This window comes from Microbulbifer taiwanensis, assembly GCF_014904815.1.
Lineage (GTDB): Bacteria > Pseudomonadota > Gammaproteobacteria > Pseudomonadales > Cellvibrionaceae > Microbulbifer > Microbulbifer taiwanensis.
In genome coordinates this window covers 1-16,385 of the sequence record NZ_JACZFR010000014.1, presented here as the reverse complement: position 1 = coordinate 16,385, position 16,385 = coordinate 1, and the positions used below count along the sequence as shown (strand labels likewise).

Annotated in this window: 12 protein-coding genes; 2 read left to right on the top strand and 10 right to left on the bottom strand. The window is 61.3% G+C overall.

The window, feature by feature from the left end; all coding sequences use genetic code 11:
* Positions 1-15: 15 nt before the first annotated feature.
* The 5 genes from IG627_RS05070 to glmU all read right to left on the bottom strand — a co-directional run bounded on the left by IG627_RS05070 (position 16) and on the right by glmU (position 5,631).
* The gene (locus IG627_RS05070) at positions 16-786 is read right to left on the bottom strand and encodes a DeoR/GlpR family DNA-binding transcription regulator (protein ID WP_193190623.1); all 771 of its coding nucleotides are present in this window, start codon (positions 784-786) and stop codon (positions 16-18) included.
* Between the two features lie 107 nt (positions 787-893).
* The gene (locus IG627_RS05065; RefSeq protein ID WP_193190620.1) at positions 894-2,057 is read right to left on the bottom strand and encodes a dihydrolipoamide acetyltransferase family protein; all 1,164 of its coding nucleotides are present in this window, start codon (positions 2,055-2,057) and stop codon (positions 894-896) included.
* Positions 2,054-3,049: an alpha-ketoacid dehydrogenase subunit beta gene (locus IG627_RS05060; protein ID WP_193190618.1), complete on the bottom strand. Its 996-nt coding sequence runs from the start codon at positions 3,047-3,049 to the stop codon at positions 2,054-2,056. The genes IG627_RS05065 and IG627_RS05060 overlap by 4 nt, the downstream gene beginning before the upstream one ends.
* Positions 3,046-4,137 carry a pyruvate dehydrogenase (acetyl-transferring) E1 component subunit alpha gene (pdhA, locus tag IG627_RS05055; RefSeq protein ID WP_226864740.1) on the bottom strand — a complete coding sequence of 364 codons (1,092 nt, stop codon included), beginning with the start codon at positions 4,135-4,137 and terminating at the stop codon, positions 3,046-3,048. The genes IG627_RS05060 and pdhA overlap by 4 nt, the downstream gene beginning before the upstream one ends.
* Positions 4,138-4,269: 132 nt before the next feature.
* Positions 4,270-5,631: a bifunctional UDP-N-acetylglucosamine diphosphorylase/glucosamine-1-phosphate N-acetyltransferase GlmU gene (glmU, locus tag IG627_RS05050; RefSeq protein WP_193190616.1), complete on the bottom strand. Its 1,362-nt coding sequence runs from the start codon at positions 5,629-5,631 to the stop codon at positions 4,270-4,272.
* A gap of 143 nt (positions 5,632-5,774) precedes the next feature.
* Between glmU and IG627_RS05045 the strand changes: the two genes are divergently transcribed.
* Positions 5,775-6,665, top strand: coding sequence for a cation diffusion facilitator family transporter (locus IG627_RS05045; RefSeq protein WP_193190614.1), 891 nt, complete (start codon positions 5,775-5,777; stop codon positions 6,663-6,665).
* Positions 6,666-6,834: 169 nt separating this feature from the next.
* Entirely contained in the window at positions 6,835-10,179 is a 3,345-nt protein-coding gene (locus IG627_RS05040; protein WP_193190612.1) for an amidohydrolase family protein, read from the top strand.
* A gap of 171 nt (positions 10,180-10,350) precedes the next feature.
* Here IG627_RS05040 and IG627_RS05035 read toward each other — a convergent pair whose 3' ends face one another.
* From IG627_RS05035 to atpG, 5 genes are all read right to left on the bottom strand, one after another.
* The gene (locus IG627_RS05035; protein ID WP_193190610.1) at positions 10,351-10,983 is read right to left on the bottom strand and encodes a glutathione S-transferase family protein; all 633 of its coding nucleotides are present in this window, start codon (positions 10,981-10,983) and stop codon (positions 10,351-10,353) included.
* Between the two features lie 219 nt (positions 10,984-11,202).
* Positions 11,203-13,395 (bottom strand): YncE family protein, encoded by a 2,193-nt coding sequence (locus IG627_RS05030; RefSeq protein ID WP_226864739.1) that lies wholly within the window; start codon positions 13,393-13,395, stop codon positions 11,203-11,205.
* A 152-nt stretch (positions 13,396-13,547) separates the two neighbouring features.
* Positions 13,548-13,967, bottom strand: a complete 420-nt coding sequence (locus IG627_RS05025; protein ID WP_193190607.1) for a F0F1 ATP synthase subunit epsilon — start codon at positions 13,965-13,967, stop codon at positions 13,548-13,550.
* 18 nt (positions 13,968-13,985) lie between these two features.
* A complete protein-coding gene (gene atpD / locus IG627_RS05020) occupies positions 13,986-15,389 on the bottom strand; it encodes a F0F1 ATP synthase subunit beta (RefSeq protein ID WP_193190605.1) in 1,404 nt (467 codons plus the stop codon).
* A gap of 37 nt (positions 15,390-15,426) precedes the next feature.
* The gene (atpG, locus tag IG627_RS05015) at positions 15,427-16,287 is read right to left on the bottom strand and encodes a F0F1 ATP synthase subunit gamma (RefSeq protein ID WP_193190603.1); all 861 of its coding nucleotides are present in this window, start codon (positions 16,285-16,287) and stop codon (positions 15,427-15,429) included.
* Positions 16,288-16,385 lie beyond the last annotated feature (98 nt).

The following is a 16,385-nucleotide window of genomic DNA, read 5'->3' as shown; positions in this document are numbered from 1 at the left end:
CCCCGGGGGACGGAATCAGGCGTGAGTACTCACTTCCGCGCAGATAACCCGCACGCCGAGCGCCTCCAGCTGCGCCCGGACACCGTCGTCCAGGCCGCTGTCGGTCACCAATGTATTCACCTGCTCCCAGGGCAGTTCCAGATTGGGGATGCGCCGCCCGACCTTGCTGGATTCCGCCAGCACCACCACCTCGCGCGCCACCTCCGCCATCACCCGCGACAGGCCTATCTGCTCGTTGAAGGTGCAGGTGCCGCGCTCCAGGTCTATGCCATCGGCGCCGATAAAGGCGCGGTCGAAGTCGTAGCCGCGCAACACCTGCTCGGCCACCTGGCCCTGGAAGGCCTCGAAGTGCGGATCCCAGGTGCCGCCGGTCATCAGCAGGGTGGGCTCGTTCTCCAGCTCGCGCAGGGCGTTGGCCACATGCAGCGAGTTGGTCATCACCACCAGGCCGCGCTTGCGCTCCAGCTCCGGGATCATGGCCGCGGTGGTGCGGCCATAGTCGATCACTATGCGGTGGTGATCCGGAATCAGTGCCGCGGCGGCGCGGCCTATGGCGCGCTTGACCTCGGACGGCGCCTCCTCGATCACCAGTTCCCGCGGCACCGGGATGGCGCCACCGTGGCGTCTCAGCAGCAGGCCGCTGTTCTCCATCGCGGTCAGATCCTTGCGAATCGTAACTTCTGATGTTTCGAACTGGCGCGCCAATTTCTCTACGCTGGCCTCTCCCGCCTCGTTGAGCAGGGCCAGTATCTGGTGACGGCGTTGCTGGGTATTGCGTTTGGACATGATCGGTTAAGTTTCGATTTGAAACTTAACGATAGCAAAGTGAAACCGAGATTCCCACAAAGATTTATCAGAGTCGTGGAACCGTAGGATGGGCAGAGGAGCGCAGCCTACGAAGAGAGGGAATCCAACATGGCCCCGAGAAACCGGGCCAGCTCGCCGCCGGTGACGGCGCGGTGATCGGCGCTGATGGAGAGGGGGAGTAAAGCGCGCACCGCGGGTTTTCCGTCCACCGCAACCACGCCCTCGAAAGTGCGCCCGGCGCCAATTATGGCCACCATCGGCGGCAGTACCACCGGGGTCGCATAGCGGCCGGCCAGGGCGCCGAAGTTGGACAGCAGTATGCTGCCGCCCCGCAGGTCGCTCTGGGCGATACCCCTGGTGTGGGCCTGTTCCTTGTAGTCCTCTATCTGTTGCAACAGCGCCCCGTCCGAGCGCGCGGCCACATCCCTCAGCACCGGCACCAAGAGACCGCGGGGCGAGTCCACCGCCAGGCCTATATTGATGGTCTCCGAAGGGTTCAAGCGCCCGTCTTCGTAGAGGGCGTTCAGGTTTGGCTCTGCCTCGCAGGCCCGCTGCATCGCACGAATCAGGCGCAGGGTGGCGGACTCCTTCCCCCACCAGGCGGAGATATCCACCTGGTCGCACAGAGTCATGGGCGCCACTTCATCGCGGGCGCGACTCATGGCCATGGCCATGGCGCGGCGGGCCGGGGACATCTCGGCGTCGGGGCTGGCCGGCTCTTTGCGCTTTTCCACTGCGGGTTTGCGCCCCGCGGCGGCGCGCACCTCGTCGGCGCTGAAGCGCTCACCTTTTGGCTGCAACTCACCCAGGTCCACGCCCAGGCGACGGGCCAGGGCGCGCACCGACGGGGTAGCCAGTCGACGGGAAATTTCGGTGGGGGCTATTTCCTGTCCCAGCACTTCGCCGGTCTGCTGGATCCTGCCGACGACTGTGCCTGAGTCGGCCTGCTTTTCTTCGCCGCGAGTCCGATCGCGGCCATGGGCCACTCCTACAGGGGGGGCTTTCTCACCGGCCCTGGCTTCGGTGAAGCCGATCAGCGGTTCGCCCACATTGACCGTCTCGTCCTCGGCAGCGAACAGCTTCTCCACAGTGCCGCCCCAGGGGGCAGGCACCTCCACCAGCGCCTTGGCGGTCTCCACGGTCACCAGGCTCTGGTGGGCGGCAATGCTGTCTCCCTCGGCGACGTGCCACTCGCGGATCACCGCGTCCGGCAGCCCTTCACCCAAATCGGGCAGCTTGAAGACCTTCATCGCCGCCCCCCGTCCGGATAGTCCAGGGTCTCCCGCACCGCTGCCAGTATCTGCTCGACACCGGGAATATAACTGTCCTCCAGTCGGTAATAGGGCATGACGGTGTCGTAGCCGGTCACCCGCTGCACCGGCGCATCCAGCAGGTCGAAGGCGTATTCATTGATCTGTGCAGCAATTTCGGCGCCGAGCCCGCAGAAGCGCGCCGCCTCGTGTACCACCAGGCAGCGGTGGGTCTTTTCCAGCGAGTCGATAACGGCGTGGATATCCAGCGGCTTCAGGGTGGCCGGATCTATGACCTCCGCCTCTATACCCTCGCCGGCCAGCTGCTCCGCGGCGGCCAGTGTCTCCTTCAGCGAGGCGCCCCAGGCGATCAGGGTGATATCCGCACCCTCGCGCAGCCGGAAGCAGCGGTCCAGCGGCAGCGCCTCACCGCTGTCCGGCACCTCCTGGCGCACGGCGCGATAGATGCGCTTCGGCTCCAGGAAAATCACCGGGTCAGGATCGCGAATCGCCGCCAGCAGCAGACCGTAGGCGCGCGCCGGGGAGGAGGGCACCACCACGCGCAGGCCGGGAATATGCGCGAACAGTGCCTCGGTACTCTCGGAGTGGTGTTCCGGCGCGTGAATGCCGCCACCATAGGGGGCCCGGTAGACGACGGGACAGGACAGGCGCCCGCGGGTGCGATTCCTGAAGCGCGCCGCGTGGCTGAGTATCTGGTCCAGGCCCGGGTAGATAAAGCCCATAAACTGGAACTCCGCCACCGGGCGCAGCCCCTGCGCGGCCATACCTACGGCGATTCCGGCGATCATGTTTTCCGCCAGCGGCGTATCCAGCACTCTCTCGCGACCGAATCGCTCCTGCAGTCCCTCGGTGGCGCGGAAGACGCCGCCGTTGAGACCCACGTCCTGGCCGAAAACCAGCACCCTGGGGTCCGCCTGCATTTCATAAGCGAGCGCCAGGGTCACCGCTTCCACCAGGGTGATCTGGCTCATTGATGGCCCGCCAGCTGTTGGTACTGCTCCACAAAGGCCTCCGGCAGCTCTGCATAGAGGTGATCAAACATGGCGGTGTCCCTGTCCCGCGGCCGCTCGGTGTAGCTGCGCAGCGCCTTCTCCATGACCTCCGCCAGCTCCCGTTGCAGTTCCTCCTCCTGGGCGTCGCCCCACAGGCCCTCGCCGCGCAGGTAATTGCCGAGGCGCGACAGCGGCTCACGCCGCCAGGCCTCCTCCACTTCCCCCGGCGGCTGGTAGCGGCCGGCATCGTCGGCGGTGGTGTGGTCGCAGAGGCGATAGCTGGTGGCCTCGATCAGCGTCGGGCCCTCGCCGTCGCGGGCGCGCGCCACCGCGTCCGCGACCGCGGCGCGCACGGCTATCACGTCGTTGCCGTCCACCTGCAGTCCGGGAATTCCCGCGGCTATGGCTTTCTGGGCCACTGTCTTGCTGGCGGTCTGGGCCGCGTGCGGCACCGAGATGGCCCACTGGTTGTTGTTGACCACGAAGACCACCGGCAGCCGCCAGACGCCGGCCAGGTTCAACGCCTCGTAAAAGTCGCCGCGGGAAGTGGCGCCGTCGCCGGCGCAGGAGACCGCGACGCGGTTCGGCTCATTCAGTTGCTCGCGCTTGTACTTGAGCGCAAAGGCGACACCGGCGGCGTGCAGCAACTGGGTGGCAATCGGGATGCACAGGGGCAGGTCCTGGCGGGCGTGCCGGTAATCCTGGCCGCGCTCGTCGCCGCCCCAGATGGCGAGAATCTCCTCGATTTCGACACCGCGCTCCAGCAGGGCGCCGGTTTCGCGGTAGTAGGGGCAGTAGACGTCGTCCTTTTCCAGCGCGCCGCCCCCGCCGACACCGATGGCCTCCTGGCCGAGGCTGGAAGGGTAGGTGCCCAGCTGGCCGGTGCGCTGCAGCTTGACCGCGCGATCGTCCACCAGCCGCGCCAGGGTCATCTGCCGGTAGAGCGACTGCAGTGTATCGGGGGTGGCGAAATCCGGCAGCGCCTGGGTCGCGCGCCCCTCTTCGTCCAGGTACTGCAACCGGGCGATATCGAAGGAGGCGAGCAGGTGCATTCTGGGTTTGTGCATCGGGCAATTCCTCTTCTTCCCGATGCGCAAGTGTAGATGGGTGCAGGGCCCCCGGCCGGCCGGGGAGGGGATGGGCGCCGGATTTCAGCCTGCCGGGGCAAGCCGGAGACTGCGGCGCCGCCGGTTCCGTAATCAGGACTTCTTGGTGGGTCTCTGCCAGCCGGAGATATTGCGCTGCTTGCCGCGGGCCACCGCCAGTTCGTCAGTACCCACTTCGCGGGTAATGGTGGAACCGGCGCCGATGGTGGCGCCGGCGCCGACGCTCACCGGCGCCACCAGCGCGGTGTTGGAACCGATAAAGGCGCCGTCGCCAATCTCGGTGATCGATTTGTTCACGCCGTCGTAGTTGCAGGTAATGGTACCGGCGCCGATATTGACGCCGTCTCCGACGATGGCATCGCCGACGTAGGACAGGTGATTGACCTTGCTGCCGCGGCCTATCTGCGCCTTCTTGGTCTCGACGAAGTTGCCCACCTTGGCGCCTTGCGCCAGCCGGGTGCCGGGGCGCAGGCGCGCGAAGGGACCTATGGTGCAGGCCTCGCCCACCTCAGCATCCTCGATGATCGAGCTGGCCTCGACGATGGTGCCGTCGGCCAGGCGGCAGTCTTTCAGCAGGCAGTTGGGACCTATCTGCACGCCCTTGCCCAGTACCACCTCGCCCTCGAAGATGCAGTTGATATCGATGGACACGTCGGTATCGCACTCGAGGCTGCCGCGCACGTCGATACGCGTCGGATCCAGCAGGGTCACACCGGCGTTCATCAGCGCCAGTGCGCGCCCATGCTGCAGGGCGCGCTCCAATTGCGCCTGCTGGGCGCGGCTGTTGACGCCGGCCACCTCGATCGGATCGCCGGCGATGACGCCGGTCACCGGCGTCTCCTCGCCGACCGAGCGCGCTATCACGTCGGTCAGGTAGTACTCGCCCTGGGCATTGTCGTTGGACAGCTCCGGCAGCCAGCGGGACAGCAGGTCCGAAGGGGCCGCGAGTATGCCAGTGTTCACTTCGCGGATGGCGAGGGTGTCCGCATCGGCGTCCTTCTCCTCCACGATAGCCAGTACGCGGCCGGCTTCGTCGCGCACTATGCGGCCGTAGCCGGCCGGGTTGGCCATCTCTACCGACAGCAGCGCCGGCCCCCTGTCGGAAGCCGACAGCAGGGACTGCAGGGTACCGCTCTTGACCAGCGGCACATCGCCGTAGAGCACCAGCGCGGTCGAGCCCCTGCGGAAATTCGGGATCGCCTGAGCCACCGCGTGGCCGGTGCCCAGCTGCTCCGTCTGCTCGACAAACTTCACCCCACTGTCGGCGAAGCGCTCGCGCACCAGCTCGGCGCCATGGCCGATCACCACGGTGATCTCCACTTCCCCCAACTGCTTGGCGGCGTCTATGACCCGCCCCAGCATGGGCACGCCGCCGATCGGGTGCAGCACCTTGGGCAGGTCGGAGCGCATGCGGGTGCCTTTGCCGGCGGCGAGGATAACGATATCAATGCTCATGGAAACTCTTCTTTCGGCGCTGTAGATACAAGAATGGCTGCGAATTGTGGCGACTAAGCACGAAGACCTCAAGTTGGCGCGGGGAATGACGCCCGGGCTAAAATCAGGCTGCCGCCAACTGACGCTGAAGGGAGACGTAGGCAATGGAAACAAAAGGTCTGTGGCTGTCGATTGTCGGCTGCCTGGCCATGGCTGCGCTGGGTTTCGGCTTTGCCCACTGGACCGGCTCCGAGGCCATCTTTCTCGACGGCGTCTTCTCCCTGGTCAACTTTGTCATGTCACTGGTGATGCTGAGCGTGTCGCGCCTGATACGGCGCGGCGCCGACCGGCGCTTTCCGTTCGGCTACGCCAGCTTCGAACCTGCCTTCAATGTGTTGCAGAGCATGGTGATTCTCGGTGTGATGCTGATGGCGCTGTCCTCGGCGGTGGCGGCGCTCTACCAGGGCGGCCGCACCCTCGAGGCGGGAATCGCCACCTTCTATGCGGCCGTGGCCAGTATCGGCTGCCTCGCGGTGCACCTGGTGCTGCGCCACATTGCGCGGCGCACCGGCTCCTCACTGCTCGAGGTGGACGCCTTCGCCTGGATGATGGACGGAATACTGAGCGGCGTGGTGCTCTGCGCCTTCGCCTTCGTGTGGCAGTTCGGCGACCTGCTCGGTGGCTGGCTGCCCTTTGTGGACAGCTGGATGGTCATCGGCATGGTGGCGGTGATGCTGCCGGTACCGGTGCGCATCCTCTACCGCAACCTGATGGAAGTACTGCTGGCCGCGCCGTCATCTGCGCTGCAGCGGCAGATCCGCAGCGCCTTCGCCGCCGCCATGGAGGACATTCCCGGGCGGCGCTGGTCGCTGAGTATGACCAAGACAGGTCGCTCCCTCTACCTGCACGCGCGCATTCTGCTGCGGGAAGACCAGTGCAATGCCTCTGTGGAGCAGGCGGACGCCTGGCGCGAACAGCTGACCGAGCGCATGGCCGATTTCGTCTCCGAACAGGAATTTGACGTAGTTTTCACCACGGACGAGGCCTACATCTGACACGCCGACCTCGGGTCGTCCCGAATCCGTGAAGGCTGTCGCAATGTATTTGCCGCCGACCGCCAATCCGGATAGTTTATTGCGCGCAAAACATTCCATTGCATCCGCTGACAGACAAATACAGCAATAACAACCGCCAGCTCAAAAGGCGCGGCGGGGGGAAGCATCAATGACGACAATCAAGCAGAAAAGATTCCACCGCCGGCTGCTGGGGATGACCGCCCTGGCGCTGGCCCTGCCAATGGGCGCCATGGCCGAAACCGGCGCGGCACAGGCCGGCGAGAAAGAGGGCGAAAAACAGGCGCAGGCCTGGGACGTGAACCAGCCGCCCTACGAATTCAAGCCGATCCGCCTGGATACCCGCGAGACCACCTGGAGCAACCTGGATATCAGCCCGGACGGCAAGACCATCCTGTTCGACATGCTCGGTGATATCTACACGGTGCCGGTCGCAGGCGGCGAGGCGAGGGCACTCACCAGTGAGATCGCCTGGAATATGCAACCGCGCTTCAGCCCCGACGGCCAGTCCATCGTCTTTATCAGCGACCGCGACGGCGCCGACAATATATGGGTCATGGACCGCAACGGCGAAAACCTGCGCCAGCTTACCCACGAAAAAGAAAACCTGCTGCACTCGCCCAACTGGAGTCCCGACGGCCAGCACCTGGTCGCGCGCAAGGGCTTTATGTCCGGACGCAGCATCCCCGCCGGCGAAATCTGGATGTACCACCACGGCGGCGGCGAGGGGCGCCAGTTAAAGGCGCGTATCGGCGGTGAAATCGCGCAGAAGAATATTGCCGATCCGGCCTTCTCCACCGACGGTCGCTATGTCTACTATTCCATCGATACCACCCCGGGTACCGTGTTCGAGTACAACAAGAACTCCACCCAGCAGATCTTCGCCATCAACCGCTACGACCTTCAGGACGGCAAGGAGGAGACCTTCGTCTCGGGTCCCGGCGGCGCCGTGGCACCGGTGCCATCCCCGGATGGCAGGCAACTGGCCTTTATCCGCCGCCAGAACGACAGGACATCACTGTTCCTGAAAGACCTGGAGACCGGCCTGGAGAGGCCGGTCTACGCCGGCCTCGAGCGCGACCTGCAGGAGATTTTCGGCTCTCACGGCAACTATGTGCAGTACGACTGGATGCCGGACGGCAAATCCCTGGTCGTCTGGACCGGCGGCAAATTCCTGCGAATCGCTGCCGATGGCAGCAATATCGAGCAGATTACCGCACATATCAGAGTCGACAAGCAGGTGGCCGAGGCGGTGCGCTTCCCGGTGGAAGTGGCGCCGGAGGCCTTCGACGTGAAGATGATCCGCTGGGCGCAGAAGTCCCCGGACGGCGAGCAGATCGCCTTCCAGGCCCTGGGCAAGATCTATATCCAGGATGTGGACAGCGGCGAGCGCCGCCGCCTTACGCGCCAGGATGACCACTTCGAGTTCTACCCCAGCTGGTCCCGCGACGGCCGCCAGATCACCTACGTGACCTGGGACGACGAGAAACTCGGCCATGTGCGCGTGGTCTCGGCCCGCAACGGCCGCGGCGAAAACATCACACGCCAGCCGGGGCTGTATGTGGAGCCGACCTTCTCCCCCAGCGGCGATACCGTGGCCTTCCGCCGCTTTACCGGCGGTTACCTGCTGAGCCCGGAGTATTCCCTGGAGCCGGGTATCTACCTGGCGGACGCCGATGGCGACTGGCAGCGCCGCATCGTCAAGTCGGGTTACGAGCCGCACTTCGGCGCCGACGACGGACGCATCTACTTCTCCGAGTTCGTGCACGAGAGCGGCGGCAAGCGGGTGCTGAAGAGCGTCGACGCCGAGGGTAAGGACGAGCGCGAGCATCTGCACGGAACCGAGATCACTTCCTTCCGCCTGTCGCCGGACGGCCGCTGGTTCGCCTTTACCCAGGACTTCAAGGCCTATGCGGCACCCTTTATGCACACCGGCAAGTCCGAGGTCATAGGTCCGGATTCAAAAGCAGTGGCGGTGACCCAGGTTTCCGCGCGCGCCGGTGAGAACCTGCACTGGTCCGCCGACAGCGCCACCCTGGGCTGGGCCCACGGGCCCAAGCTCTACGAGCGGCAACTGAAAGACGCCTTCGCCTTTGTCGCCGGCGCGCCGGACGAGCTTCCGGAGCCGGTGGCCGCGGGAATCGACCTCAGCTTCAGCCAAGGCTTCCAGAACCACGGCCAGCTGATCGCGCTGACCGGCGGCAGGGTGGTTACCATGCGCGATGCCGAGCAGTCGCAGGAAGTGATCGAGGGGGGCACAGTGGTCTTCCGCGGCAACCGCATAGTCGCGGTGGGCCCGGCCGACCAGGTACAGATCCCGGTCGGCGCCAAGCGCATTGATGTCAGCGGCAAGACGGTGCTGCCGGGCCTGATCGACGCCCACGCCCACGGCGCCCAGGGCCGCGAGGAGATAATCCCGCAGCAGAACTGGAACCTCTTCTCCAGCCTGGCCTTCGGTGTCACCACCATTCACGACCCGTCCAACGACAGCAGCGAGATCTTCTCCGCCGCCGAGATGCAGAAGGCCGGCATCATCACCGGGCCGCGCATCTTCTCCACCGGCACCATCCTCTACGGCGCCAAGGGGCCCGGCTACAAGGCCAAGATCAACTCGCTGGAGGATGCGCAGTTCCACCTGGGGCGCCTGAAGGAAATGGGTGCCATCTCCGTGAAGAGCTACAACCAGCCGAGAAGGGAGCAGCGCCAGCAGGTACTGCAGGCCGCGCGCGAGCAGGGCATCATGGTGGTGCCCGAGGGCGGCGGCAAGTACCAGCACAATATGAACATGATCGTGGACGGCCACACCGGCGTGGAGCACTCGCTGCCGATCGCCAACGTCTACTCGGACGTGGAGCAGCTGTGGAGCCAGACCAAGGTCGGCTACACACCCACCTTCGTCGTCGCCTACGGCGGTCTCTGGGGTGAGGAGTACTGGTACGACCGCACCGAGGTGTGGAAGAACCAGCGCCTGACCCGCTATACGCCGGACTTTATCGTCAATCCGCGCTCCATCCGCCGCCCGACGGCGCCGGACTCCCACTACAACCACGTCAATGTGGCCAGGCATGCCAAGCAGCTGCGCGACAAGGGCGTCACCGTGCATATCGGCGCCCACGGTCAGCGCGAGGGCCTCGGCGCCCACTGGGAGCTGTGGATGATGGAGCAGGGCGGCTTTACCCCCTGGGAGGCCTTCCGCGCCGGTACCATCGACGGCGCCCGCTACCTGGGTATGGACGGGGATATCGGCAGTATCGAGGCCGGCAAGCTGGCGGACCTGATCGTCGTCGACGGCAATCCGTTGGAGAATCTGCGTCTGTCGGAAAACGTCAGCTACACGGTGATCAACGGTCGCGTCTTTGAGGCGGAGACGATGAACGAACTGGACGCCGAGGACCGCCTGGCCTTCTTCCACGAGCGCCTGCCGATCAGTGCCATGCCGGCACCGACCGCCGAGGCGATTCAGCAAAAGATGGAGCGGCACCACTGGGTGCACTGATGCCGTAATTCACCAAGAAACAAAAAGGCCGGCAGAGAATACCTGCCGGCCTTTTTATTTTTTGCTTTCCTACCCCTGAACCGTAGGACCCTGCCTGCAGGCGAATGGCTCTGGAACTCCATTCCTTTCCGCCTGCAGGCAGGCTCCTACAGGGGGACTGTACCTATCGGCTCAAGCCTCGCTGGTCTCCTTCACCAGCGCGTCGTCCAGCTCGGCAGCGCGCACACAGGCCGCGCGATCCTGCAGGCGCGCGAAGTAATCGACAAACTCATCGCGCTTTTCCAGAGTGCCGAACTGCATGCCCCAGCCAATATGGGAGCCGACGTAGACATCGGCGGCGGTGAAGCGGTCGCCGGCGATATAAGGATTGGCCTTTACCGCGATGGACAGGGCATCCAGGGTATTCCGGTAGTTGCCGTAGCCCAGCGTCATCTCCTTATCTGCTTCCGGCTTCTCCTTGAATACCGCCTTGTTGCTCAGCGCCGACTCCAGCGGCCCGGCAGCAAAGAAGAGCCAGCGATAGTAATTCGCCTTCTCTTCTGCAGTTTTCGGGGAGAGCCCGGCCTCGGGAAACACGTCGGCCAGGTAGGCGCAGATGGCCGCACCCTCGGTGATCACCCTACCGCCGTGCACTATCGCCGGCACCTTGCCCATCGGGTTGATGGCCAGGTACTCGGGGGCTTTCATCGTGGTGCCGTATTCCAGCACCTCCGTCTTATAGGGGACACCCACTTCCTCGAGCATCCAGCGCACTATGCGGCCGCGGGACTGGGGGTTGGTGTAGAAAATCAGATCCACGCTCATCGCTCTCTCCCTGAAGGTTTGTTAAGGCGCATCAGTTTAGGCACTCAGTGGAAATCTGTGCGAGGGCTTTTTGTGCCAACAGGACAGATTGAGCCGTTTCGCGGTTGAAACATTGCAATCTTCACTGCTTTTTCCACGGACGCAGAGAGCTCCCGCGATAAATTCCGTTGGACTGGTTGAGACAGAGGCTCTCGAGGTCCGACCGGGATGGCTCCTTTATCACTGAGAAACGGTTAAGTATTGACCCGTCTTTTCATCGAATACAGAAATGCTGAGATTGGGCAAACTCAGGTATATTTCTCCACTCTGTGGGTCGACTGCCGGGGTCATTATCATTCTTTCATTCTTTCTCTGCGTAAAGCTGAGAAGTGATTTCCTATCTCCCGTTTCCAAATCGATTGAAAGCAACTCCATTTCAATCGGCAGGTCTTCGTAAAGTAGGCCGTCATATTCCGGGTTTTCACGATCTCGCTCTTTATAGTGCTCGACGAGCAGGCGATTGTTTTTTCGGTCAACAGCTACATTGCTAATCTCCCGGAAATCTGGGCCAGCACCGACACCATCTCCGGATACAATCCGCCTGAGACCGGTCTCGAGATCAACCGATAGTATAACTCCCTCGTAATTTACCAAATAGGCGTAGACTGAAAGGTCATCCACTTCAATATAAGATGAAGATACCCACTTGACAGTATCCGCCCCTCCATAAGTAACAAGGGTAGAACGATCTCCGGTATCCAAATCCACAGAGATTAATGATTCAGGTTCTCCAGATACTCCACCAGCCAACAAAAGGCGGTTGCGCGACTCATCAACAGTCAACCCAGCACGACCAAGATCCGCACCGCCTGGCCCAGAACCTTTTTCTGCGGAGGATAGAACTCGCCGATTACCAGATACCGGATCAATTTGAATAATAGATTTGGATCTCATGTCTGTTGCATAAATATTTCCATTACGGCTATCAACAGCAATATCCACAAACCAGGCATTGATATCCCCTTCCCCGGTATTGGGCCCGGTTACAATACTGCGATCCCCGTTTTCAGGGGAGACAGACAAAACCTGCTGAACCGCCGTATCGAATTGCGGGTAACTCCACGGATCTGCAGTAACTTCATTTAAGACTAAAAGTCTCTTATTGAAACCATCAAATTTTAGCTGTTCGGCACTATTGAAATAGGTTCCAGTTCCACGAGTGGGCCTTGATATTGAAAACCTGGAACCGCTACTTTTCTCGATAGAAAAAGTCTGCCCGCTCCAACAGGAGTTAATTGCTATGGATTCGCCTATATCAATGAATCCGTTCCGCAAATATCTAAAAGAAAGGTTGAGCGGGTCTTCTTCATTCGCCGCTGAAACGAGAGTGCGATCTCCCGTGTTCAGGTCAATCTCGATTAATTCGTTATAGGAGTTTCCTACATACGCTTTTCCGTTAACCATATCTATGGAAAGTCCAGAAAGCCACCTTAGGCTTGGCCCCTCACCAACGTTTTTTCCCGATAGTTCAGTGCCAGACCAATCTAGTGGGTTCAGCTCAATTAACGCATCACTTATTATTGCAAAAAACCTTCCACTATCTATAACAAACCCGGGGCGATGCTGTCCAAGTGACAAGTCACCCTCCGACTTCCAACTGTCTATAATATTCCTTTCACCATTTTCCGGGTTTACCTTTATTAGATTTGAGTGATCGTCATCAAGGACGTAGATAGATCCTGTAGCTTCATCTATCGCGATTTGAGAGTATCCTCGAAATGATACGTCTGAATCCTCTGCAGAAGAAATAACCTTAACCGAGTTGAATTGCTTGTCCAGAGATAATAGGTTGTCCTTTTCGATAACAAGAAACTGTCCACTTCTAGTATCGAATAGCGCACCAGTAACCTCTTCCAGCTCGGATTCCAGGCGAGCTTCGGTATTTTCATTCAGGTTCAGTTCTGTAAGGGGGTTAAATACGTAGATTGAATTTCGCGAGGGATCGAAGGCCAGTGGGCCGCAAAATTTGTAGCTTTCATTCTGCGCATAGCTGTTGACAGTGCTGGCTGCAGCCCCCTCATTTGCGTTTCCATTCACGTCGACAACCGTGACATGAATTTCGGTCAATACTCCGTAACTGACAGGAATCTCCGCAAGCCAAGTTGCAAAGCCATTATCGGAAGTGGCTTCAATTCCATTTACAACAACACTGGCGACTCCCTGATTGTCGCTCGCGGTGCCACGCACAAGCAGTGTATCCCGGTCGCTCCACAATCCCTGCTGTCGAGGAAATAAAATACTTGCAGTTGGCAATTCTGTGTCCATCACCGGCTCAGTGTTTGTGTTGTCGCCGGAGGAACTTGATCCTCCACAGGCAGACAAAAGCAAAGCTGCCATTGAAAAAACTGCGGACCTAATAGTGGGGGACATCATTGGTAGAATCTCATTCCGATACTTTGGGGTTATCACTGGCCCGCTTTTCGATGAATTTGACGGTTATTGATTGATTAGGAAACAAAAAAAAGCAGCCGAAGCTGCTTTTTCGATCGCCTGCAAGCAGGCTCCTACAGAGATGTAAGAACCACTTACTTGCCGGCCGCCTTGCGGATTGCCTGCAGTGTGCGCAGGCGCGCTTCGGCTTCGGCCAGCTGGGCGGAGATGCGGGCGTAGTCGATTTCCGAGGGCGCCTTGTGCAGGGCGTGGGCCGCTTCCTCGCGGGCCTTCTGCGCTGCGTCTTCGTCGATTTCACGCTCGGCGACATCCGCAAGGATGGTCACCATACTCGGCTGCACCTCGGCGTAGCCGCCGCTGACGAACAGCACTTCCTCTTCACCACCTTTCTTGATGATGCGCACCGGACCGGGTTTCAGGGCGGTGAGCAGCTGTGCGTGGCCGTAGGAGATACCAATCTCCCCCTCGACTCCGCTCACTATCACCATCTCCACCAGTCCGGAGAAGAGAGACTGCTCGGCGCTGACAACGTCACAATGTACTGTCATGGCCATATTGTCTGCCTCTGTCGCTTAGCCCTTCGCCTTGTTGGCTTTTTCCACCGCTTCGTCGATGGTGCCAACCATGTAGAAGGCCTGCTCAGGCATGTGGTCGTAGTCACCGTTGAGGATACCCTGGAAACCGCGAATGGTTTCTTTCAGGGATACGTATTTGCCCGGCGCGCCGGTAAATACTTCCGCCACGTGGAACGGCTGGGACAGGAAGCGCTCGATCTTACGCGCGCGCGCAACGATCTGCTTGTCTTCCTCGGACAGCTCATCCATACCCAGGATGGCAATGATGTCCTTCAGCTCCTTGTAGCGCTGCAGTACCGACTGAACACCGCGGGCACACTCGTAGTGCTCCTGACCGATCACCAGCGGGTCCAGCTGGCGGGAGGTGGAGTCCAGCGGGTCAACGGCCGGGTAGATACCCTTGGCGGCGATATCGCGGCTCAGTACCACGGTGGAGTCCAGGTGCGCAAAGGTGGTGGCCGGAGACGGGTCGGTGAGGTCGTCCGCCGGTACGTATACCGCCTGGATGGAGGTGATGGAGCCGGTCTTGGTGGAGGTAATACGCTCCTGCAGCACGCCCATTTCTTCCGCCAGGGTCGGCTGGTAACCCACCGCGGACGGCATACGGCCGAGTAGGGCGGATACTTCGGTGCCCGCCAATGTGTAGCGGTAGATGTTGTCGACGAACAGCAGTACGTCGCGGCCTTCGTCACGGAACTTTTCCGCCATGGTCAGGCCGGTCAGGGCCACGCGCAGGCGGTTGCCGGGCGGCTCGTTCATCTGGCCGTAGACCATCGCCACCTTGGACTCAGCGAAGTTCTCGACGTTAACAACGCCGGCTTCCTGCATCTCGAAGTAGAAGTCGTTACCTTCCCGGGTGCGCTCACCAACACCGGCGAATACGGACAGACCGGAGTGCTCGGTGGCGATGTTGTTGATCAGTTCCATCATGTTGACGGTCTTGCCCACGCCGGCGCCGCCGAACAGGCCGACTTTACCGCCCTTGGCGAAAGGACATACCAGGTCGATCACCTTGATGCCGGTCTCCAGCAGTTCGGTGGAGCTTGACTGCTCTTCGTAGGTCGGCGCGGCGCGGTGAATGGAGGCGCGCTCCTTCTCACCGATGGGGCCACACTCGTCGATCGGGTTGCCCAGTACGTCCATGATGCGGCCCAGGGTCTCGGTACCCACGGGTACGGAAACCGGCGCGCCGGTGTTTTTCACCGCCAAGCCGCGGCGCACACCTTCGGATGACCCCATGGCGATGGCGCGTACGACACCGTCACCCAACTGCTGCTGCACTTCCATGGTGAGGTTCTTGTCCTCACACAGGAGTGCGTCGTATACATTCGGTACGGAATCGCGTGGAAACTCCACGTCGATGACCGCGCCGATCACTTGCACAATTTGCCCGTTACTCATTTCCGGATCCTCAGCTTTAAATTCTGTCTTCGCAGCCTTATACCGCCGCGGCGCCGCCCACAATCTCGGACAGCTCCTGGGTAATGGCCGCCTGGCGCGCCTTGTTGTACACAAGCTGCAATGCGTCGATCAGCTCACCGGCATTGTCGGTGGCGCTCTTCATTGCAATCATGCGCGCGGCCTGTTCGCAGGCCTTGTTTTCAACCACCGCCTGGTACACCTGAGACTCGATATAGCGAGCCAGCAAGCCGTCCAGCAACTCCTTCGGATCCGGCTCGTAGAGGTAGTCCCACTCGTGCTTGAGCATTTCGTCGTCGTCTTTCGGCAGCGGCAGCAGTTGCTCGACCCGCGGCTTCTGCGACATGGTGTTGATGAACTCGTTGGACACCAGGAACAGGCGATCGATATCGCCCTCCGCGAAGCGGTCCATCATCACCTTGACCGAACCGATCAGCTGGTTCGCCTGGGGCTGGTCGCCCAGATCGCGCACCGCGGCCACAACCTTGCCGCCGATGGCGTTGAAGAAACCGGCTGCCTTGTTGCCCACGGCACAGATCTCGACATCGGCCCCCTTCTGGGACCAGGCCTGCATCTCGCGGATGGCCGCCTTGAACATATTGATGTTCAAGCCACCACAGAGACCGCGATCGGTGGATACCAGGATAAACCCGACCCGCTTGACTTCGCGTTCCTGCAGGTAGATGTGCTGGTATTCGGCCGAGGCGTTGGCGACGTGGCCGATCACTGCGCGAATGCGCTGGGCGTAAGGACGCCCCAGTGCCATGCGATCCTGAGCCTTGCGCATCTTACTCGCCGCGACCATTTCCATCGCGGAGGTAATCTTCTGCGTGCTCTTGATGCTGGCAATTTTTGTGCGTACTTCTTTTCCGCCTGCCATAGTGATTTACCTTGTTCGCTGGAACTTATGTTTTGTAGGAGCGGCCCGTGGCCGCGATTGGACTTTCCGGGTGGCCCGGACACTGATCGCGGCCACGG

Coding starts and splice junctions, on each gene's coding strand:
- IG627_RS05070 (WP_193190623.1), bottom strand. CDS start 786: ATGTCCAAACGCAATACCCAGCAACGCCGTCACCAGATACTGGCCCTG.
- IG627_RS05065 (WP_193190620.1), bottom strand. CDS start 2,057: ATGAAGGTCTTCAAGCTGCCCGATTTGGGTGAAGGGCTGCCGGACGCG.
- IG627_RS05060 (WP_193190618.1), bottom strand. CDS start 3,049: ATGAGCCAGATCACCCTGGTGGAAGCGGTGACCCTGGCGCTCGCTTAT.
- pdhA (WP_226864740.1), bottom strand. CDS start 4,137: ATGCACAAACCCAGAATGCACCTGCTCGCCTCCTTCGATATCGCCCGG.
- glmU (WP_193190616.1), bottom strand. CDS start 5,631: ATGAGCATTGATATCGTTATCCTCGCCGCCGGCAAAGGCACCCGCATG.
- IG627_RS05045 (WP_193190614.1), top strand. CDS start 5,775: ATGGAAACAAAAGGTCTGTGGCTGTCGATTGTCGGCTGCCTGGCCATG.
- IG627_RS05040 (WP_193190612.1), top strand. CDS start 6,835: ATGACGACAATCAAGCAGAAAAGATTCCACCGCCGGCTGCTGGGGATG.
- IG627_RS05035 (WP_193190610.1), bottom strand. CDS start 10,983: ATGAGCGTGGATCTGATTTTCTACACCAACCCCCAGTCCCGCGGCCGC.
- IG627_RS05030 (WP_226864739.1), bottom strand. CDS start 13,395: ATGATGTCCCCCACTATTAGGTCCGCAGTTTTTTCAATGGCAGCTTTG.
- IG627_RS05025 (WP_193190607.1), bottom strand. CDS start 13,967: ATGGCCATGACAGTACATTGTGACGTTGTCAGCGCCGAGCAGTCTCTC.
- atpD (WP_193190605.1), bottom strand. CDS start 15,389: ATGAGTAACGGGCAAATTGTGCAAGTGATCGGCGCGGTCATCGACGTG.
- atpG (WP_193190603.1), bottom strand. CDS start 16,287: ATGGCAGGCGGAAAAGAAGTACGCACAAAAATTGCCAGCATCAAGAGC.